Raw genomic sequence first — 6,032 nt, forward strand, 5'->3', positions numbered from 1 at the left:
TATTTTGCCTAACATATTGCCACTTTTTTATACCGAAATATACACTTTTTGGCGATTTAAAAGTACTGTTTTCAACTGAATTTAATCACAAGTTATTAACAATCAAATTGTTAATTCATTTTTAAGGAATGACTATTTACAAAAATGGTACATTTCACTTTTATAAACGCTCTTAGAGAAATGAGCTAGAAGACAAAAAAAGTAAACACTTTTTTATTTCATAATTTTCAGTTTTTTCAAGTACTTGTCCATAACTTGATTTATTTCAATGGAAATAACAAACCGGTAATTGAGATAAACATAAGCAATAGTCATTAATGTTGATTTTAAAATAATTGAAATAATAGGATTAAAAGGAAAATCCCAAAAGTAAAAAGCAACAAACAAAATAAACGTTAAAGCCATTGAATACAAGGTTTGATTGGTAAAAGGATACAAATGCAATTTCTTTACTACAAAAAGTAATTTGGCTAAACTATACAAAGTAATCGACAATAAAGTGGCGAATGCTGATCCAATGATTCCATAAATAGGGATAAAAATCATATTCAATCCGATGGTCAAAACTACCAAAAGAACGCCTAATAACAGCACTGTTCGGTAATATTTAGTATTGAAAATAATGGCGTTATTATTGCCTAAAATCAAGTCGAAATATTTAGAAATTCCTATCATAAAAACCACCATTATACCACTAAGATACAATTCTTTTTCAGCGGGATTTTTCAGCCCTTGTATAATTATTTCATATAACATATTAATATTCACAAAAATACCAAGCATTACGTAACCTCCCACCACTTGCAAATTAATTGATGTTTTTTTGTATAAAATATCCATTTCATCGTGCTTGTTTTCGTGCATTAGTTTAGCCGTAATAGGATACACAATTTGATGCATTGCACGACTTGGCACCGAAATAACCAAAGCAATATATGTGGCTACAGAATAATAGGCAATGTTTTCAATTATTTTATACTGGTTCAGCATTATTTTATCTCCATCTAAAAGCAAATTGGCCACACTTCCTGACAAAATAATATAGAAAGTATAGGTTAAAACCTCTTTAGTATTAATGGGTATTTTAAATTGAAAAACAGGTTTTTGAATACTAAAGGCATAGAACATCGTTACTAATAGTGCTAGTAGATACACTATGGCAGTTGCATAGATAAATCCTTCAATTGTAATCCAACTGCAGTGAACCGCTATCAACAAAAGTAAAGAGGCAGAACGCAGACCTACTTCTTTAATAAAATTTCCAAAAACGGAGTGCATATGAACCCTCATCCAAGAATAAAAAATTTCAAAGTACGCCATACAAACTCCTATAAATGGAATAAGCCAAATGTAGGTTTTTACGATTGGGTTTTTTTTCGACAAAAAGACCAATAGTTCAGCATAATAAATAATTCCAATTAGTAAAATAGGAATAATTAAAAGAAGAGGGAATAGAACGGTAAATGATAAAAAACGAGATCGTTCTTCATCTGTTTTGTACTGTGAGTAGAATTTTACTAAAGTATTTTGCATACCGATTGCAAACAAAGGCATGATAACATTGGCAAAAGAAAGAATATAATTGGATAATCCATAATAAGTAGCTCCAAGGATAACAGGAAATAAATAAATAGTATTAATCCCTCCAATCGCAAAACCGATGTAGGTTATTATGGTATTTTTAAAAGACTGATTTAATACTATTCCCATTTTGAAAGTTAGAAGTTAGTAGCTGGAAGTTAGAAGTTTTACTAACTTTTCGGTTAAACTCTTTCTCGAATATTGTTGTAAACCAACGGCATTCGATTGTAGTTTTCCTTCCAAAAACTGATTATAAAAGCCCAAAAGTACGGTTTTTAGTTTCATTTTTTCAGAATAATCAAAGAATACGCCCGTGCGGGTATTGGTAATGATTTCAGCAAAGTCAGAACCGTCTGGACCAATAGCAATTATAGGTCTGCCCGAAACCATATATTCAAACAATTTTCCAGGAATAATACTTTTCGTATCATCGGAATTAATTTCAATCAGCAACAAAACTTGTGATTTTCTTTGATGCGTAATCGCCTCGGAATGTGAAACATATCCTAAATTATTCAGATAAGGATGCAATACAAATTTAGAAACGGTTTCCAATACTTCCTGACTCACAGCGCCGATTAATTTTATTTCCAAATGCGATTTAAAATCTGGAACTTCATTGATTAATTCCACTAAACATTCCCAAAGTATTTTGGGATTTCTTTCGGATAGAAAAGAACCTATATGAGCCAAAGAAAATTTTGTGTCCAAACTTTGTTTCTCAACATTTTCTGTGTCATATCCGTTTGTAATTACAACAATTGGTTTAGTGGTAATGGCTTGAAACTCCCTTTTAGTGGTGTCGCTTGTAACAATAATTGTGTCGGCAGAATTAAGTACTTTATATTCTAAATCTTTGTGCTTTTTTGCTGCATAATTCGACAATCGCAAGGATTTATGATAGCCAATGGTTGTCCAAGGATCTCGAAAATCGGCGAACCATTTTATAATCATTTTTTGTTTTAATTCCAATCCAATGAGGTGCAAACTGTGCGGTGGTCCCGAAGTGACAATCGTATCAATTTCATTTTCTTTAATATACTTCTCCAAAAAAGCCACCGAAGGTTTGACCCAAAAAACACGCGCATCGGGAATAAATAAATTTCCCCGAATCCACAGCAATACTTTGTCTAAAAAAGATTGTTTTTTCTGGTTTGGAATAATCCCCGAGTTCATTTTTTTAGTTTTATTCTTGGAAAGAAATGAAGCGAGTTGATAGGGTTCGAATATTTTATGTTTGAGAATAATTGCCTTGTCCGAAACTTCTTTTACCAAGTTCTCGTCAACAATAGGATACGTTGGATTCTCCGGAATATAAACTACTGGCTGAACACCAAAATCAGGTAAATATTTCACGAATTTCAACCAACGTTGAACGCCTGGTCCGCCAGCTGGAGGCCAATAATACGTTATGATAAGAAGTTTTTTTGGTTTCAAGTTTAAGGCTTAAGGTTTAAACTTTTCTTCCTTTCAATATAAATCCCACCAATCAATAACAACAACATTCCTATAAAACTGAAAAGTGTAATCATACTTCCTATTTTCACCACTTGCGGTTCAAATTTGAATTCTATGACGTGCTTACCTGCTGGAACTTCCATCGCTCGCAAAACATAATCTACAAGAAAGTGATCCGTTAATTTTCCATCAACATAGGCATTCCAACCCTTTTCATAATAAATTTCAGAAAACACTCCAAAACCAAGGTATTTATTATTTGAAATATATTTTAGATGATTTGGTTTGTAGGATGTTAATTGAATTGTAGCCAAGCTATCTATTCTGAATGGTAGAGGCATTTCAAAATTTTTATCATTTTTATCTTTAAATTTAACTGCAATTACTTTAGAATCCAATTTATCCAAAGCTTTCATTTCATCGTCAGCTGATTTTACATTTTGAATTTTAGAAACAAACCAAGCATTCCCATTGGCATCCGGATTTTGAACTGGGAAAGAATTACCCGTAGAATCGGTTTGGATAATGTACTTGACATTCAACATATTGAGAATCTCGATATTGTTTTTGGCAATTTGATAATCAAATAATTGCTGCATTCTTCGGGGTTTCACAGCACTGTAACCCCCAATCGATTTATGAAAATAGGATGATCGGGCACTTGATAAATTACCTGAAACCTCAAAAACACGATAATGAGTCTTGTCCTGTAAAATCTGAACATCGGCTGGTGTTTCCTGAAAAGGAACTTCTACTTCTCTTTTGCTAACAAAATCTTTGGCTGAAACATATTTCTTATCCACAAAAACCAAATCAAGGATCAACAACAATCCAACAAGAATTATAGTCGTATTTTGAGCCAATCTATTTTTGATAAACATCCACAAAACTCCAGCGGCTAGCAAAATAAAGAAACCTGAACGTAATAAATCAGCAGAATAAAGGGTCATTCTGTCTGATTTCAATGCATCAACAAATGCTGGCCCATAACTTTCCCTGAAATAACTGTCATTCGCTCCAGCAAAACTGAAACTGCTTTTCAATAAAAATAAGGCTACAATAATTCCAAAAACTACTGCGGCAGATTGCCACAAAGCTTTAAACTGAGACTCTTTTTCTAGTTTAAAAAAGGATTGGAAACCCATAACAGCCAGAACCGGAAAACACAATTCCAAGATAACCTGAATTGAAGAAACAGCTCTAAACTTATTGTACATTGGCACATTGTCTATAAAAAAATCAGTCAATGCCGGGAAATTTTTTCCCCAAGAAAGTACTATTGCAACAATGGCTCCAGAAAGAAAGACGTATTTAATTTTTCGTTTATCGGCAAATAACGCCAAAATTCCCAAGAAGAAAACCACAATCCCGATGTAAGCAGGTGCAGCCACTATGGGTTGGTCGCCCCAATACGTTGGCATAGCCGAAACAAAATCGTTGGCTTGCGCTTCTGGAACTCCTTGCGTAGTCATAAATTCATACATCGAGCTGTCCTTCCCAAGAACTTCACTATTAGAACCTCCAAAAAGTCGTGGAGCAATCAAATTGAAACTTTCGGCAATTCCGTAACTGTATTCCGTGATGTATTCTCGAGACATTGCGCTGTTTCCAACACTTTTTGAACCATCAGGATTAAAAGTTAATTCACTTTTTCCTCTAGTGCTAAAATTGGCATATTCGGCAGTAGCCAACAAATTGGTGGCATTGGCGCCAAGCGCAAATATTCCGGCTATGAACAAAACACCAAAGGAAGTCAATAAAGATTTGTATTCCTTTTCTTTAATAGCTTGATAGATAAAATATCCGGAAAGTACCAGCAAGAAAATCAACAAATAATAGGTCATTTGAAAGTGATTGGCGTTGATTTCTAAAGCAACAGCAAACATTGTCAGCAATCCGCCCCAAATATATTTCTTTTGAAAAACCAGTATAAAACCCGCAACAACCAATGGCATATATCCAATGGCGTGTGCTTTGGCATTATGACCAACTCCTAAAATTATGATCAAATAAGTAGAAAATCCAAAGGCTAGCGCTCCAAAAAAGGCTTTGAGAGGATCAATTTTTAAAACCAGTAATAAACCATAAAAACCTAAAAAATACAAAAACAGATAATCGGCTGGACGAGGTAAAAATCGAATAGCGTCATCTAGCATTCCAACATAATCGTGCGGGTATTTGGCTCCCAACTGATAGGTCGGCATTCCTCCAAAAGCTGAATTAGTCCAAAAAGGTTCCTGATGATCTGAAGCTCTAAAGTCATTTTGCTCCTTTGCCATTCCGGTATATTGGGCAATATCCGATTGAAAAATTTGTTTTCCCTGCAAAACTGGATAAAAATAGATGAGGGAAATTAATACGAATCCAAGTAATACTAAGGCGTGTGGATATAACTTTTGAAGTTGCTTCATTGAATCGGTTTAAGGTTTATAGTTTTGGGTTTATGGTTGCAGCTAACAAGCACTGAATACTGTTTACTTTTATTCAATGTCTTCGTAATCAACATATTCCCCGACTTTTTTGGTTTCACGAGGTTTTTTTGCATTGGCAGTATCAATGATAACTTCATCGTTACTTTGTGTTTTTTGCCACGAATTACCCTGAGCATATTGCTGCTGTTTCTGGAAATTTTCACCTGCTTTCTCCACTACTTTCTTTACCACAAAAGGCAAAAACAATCTTGCCAAAAATTTAAATGCGTAATACAAAAAATAGATAACTAAAATTGTTTCTACAATAGTACTAAGTCCGGCTGTTTGCATAATCAAAATAATTTTTGGTAAAATTAACAATTCCATCGTTCAAATTTAAAATATCATTCTTAAATTAATAATAAAATATAGTACATTTGAAATATGTTATTCTTTTTTTAATAAAAACAACTATATGTGCAAAATCAAAGCCCTAGTCGTTGCAACATCTTTAATGTTCTCATCGATTCATTACGGACAACACACAGATCAAATTAATTCAAATAGACCGGGAGAAACAAT

4 protein-coding genes are annotated in these 6,032 nt (G+C 33.5%); all 4 read right to left on the minus strand.

Features of this window, described 5'->3' with window-relative positions; all coding sequences use genetic code 11:
• Positions 1 to 213 precede the first annotated feature (213 nt).
• The 4 genes from RMO83_RS07370 to RMO83_RS07385 all read right to left on the minus strand — a co-directional run bounded on the left by RMO83_RS07370 (position 214) and on the right by RMO83_RS07385 (position 5,837).
• The gene (locus RMO83_RS07370) at positions 214 to 1,710 is read right to left on the minus strand and encodes an oligosaccharide flippase family protein (RefSeq protein ID WP_310559031.1); all 1,497 of its coding nucleotides are present in this window, start codon (positions 1,708 to 1,710) and stop codon (positions 214 to 216) included.
• Between the two features lie 15 nt (positions 1,711 to 1,725).
• The gene (locus RMO83_RS07375) at positions 1,726 to 3,018 is read right to left on the minus strand and encodes a glycosyltransferase family 4 protein (RefSeq protein WP_310559032.1); all 1,293 of its coding nucleotides are present in this window, start codon (positions 3,016 to 3,018) and stop codon (positions 1,726 to 1,728) included.
• 2 nt (positions 3,019 to 3,020) lie between these two features.
• Positions 3,021 to 5,450 carry a YfhO family protein gene (locus tag RMO83_RS07380; RefSeq protein ID WP_310559033.1) on the minus strand — a complete coding sequence of 810 codons (2,430 nt, stop codon included), beginning with the start codon at positions 5,448 to 5,450 and terminating at the stop codon, positions 3,021 to 3,023.
• Positions 5,451 to 5,519: 69 nt separating this feature from the next.
• Positions 5,520 to 5,837 carry a DUF4834 family protein gene (locus RMO83_RS07385; protein ID WP_310559034.1) on the minus strand — a complete coding sequence of 106 codons (318 nt, stop codon included), beginning with the start codon at positions 5,835 to 5,837 and terminating at the stop codon, positions 5,520 to 5,522.
• Positions 5,838 to 6,032: the final 195 nt, after the last annotated feature.

The organism is Flavobacterium sp. (genome assembly GCF_031423415.1).
GTDB lineage: Bacteria > Bacteroidota > Bacteroidia > Flavobacteriales > Flavobacteriaceae > Flavobacterium.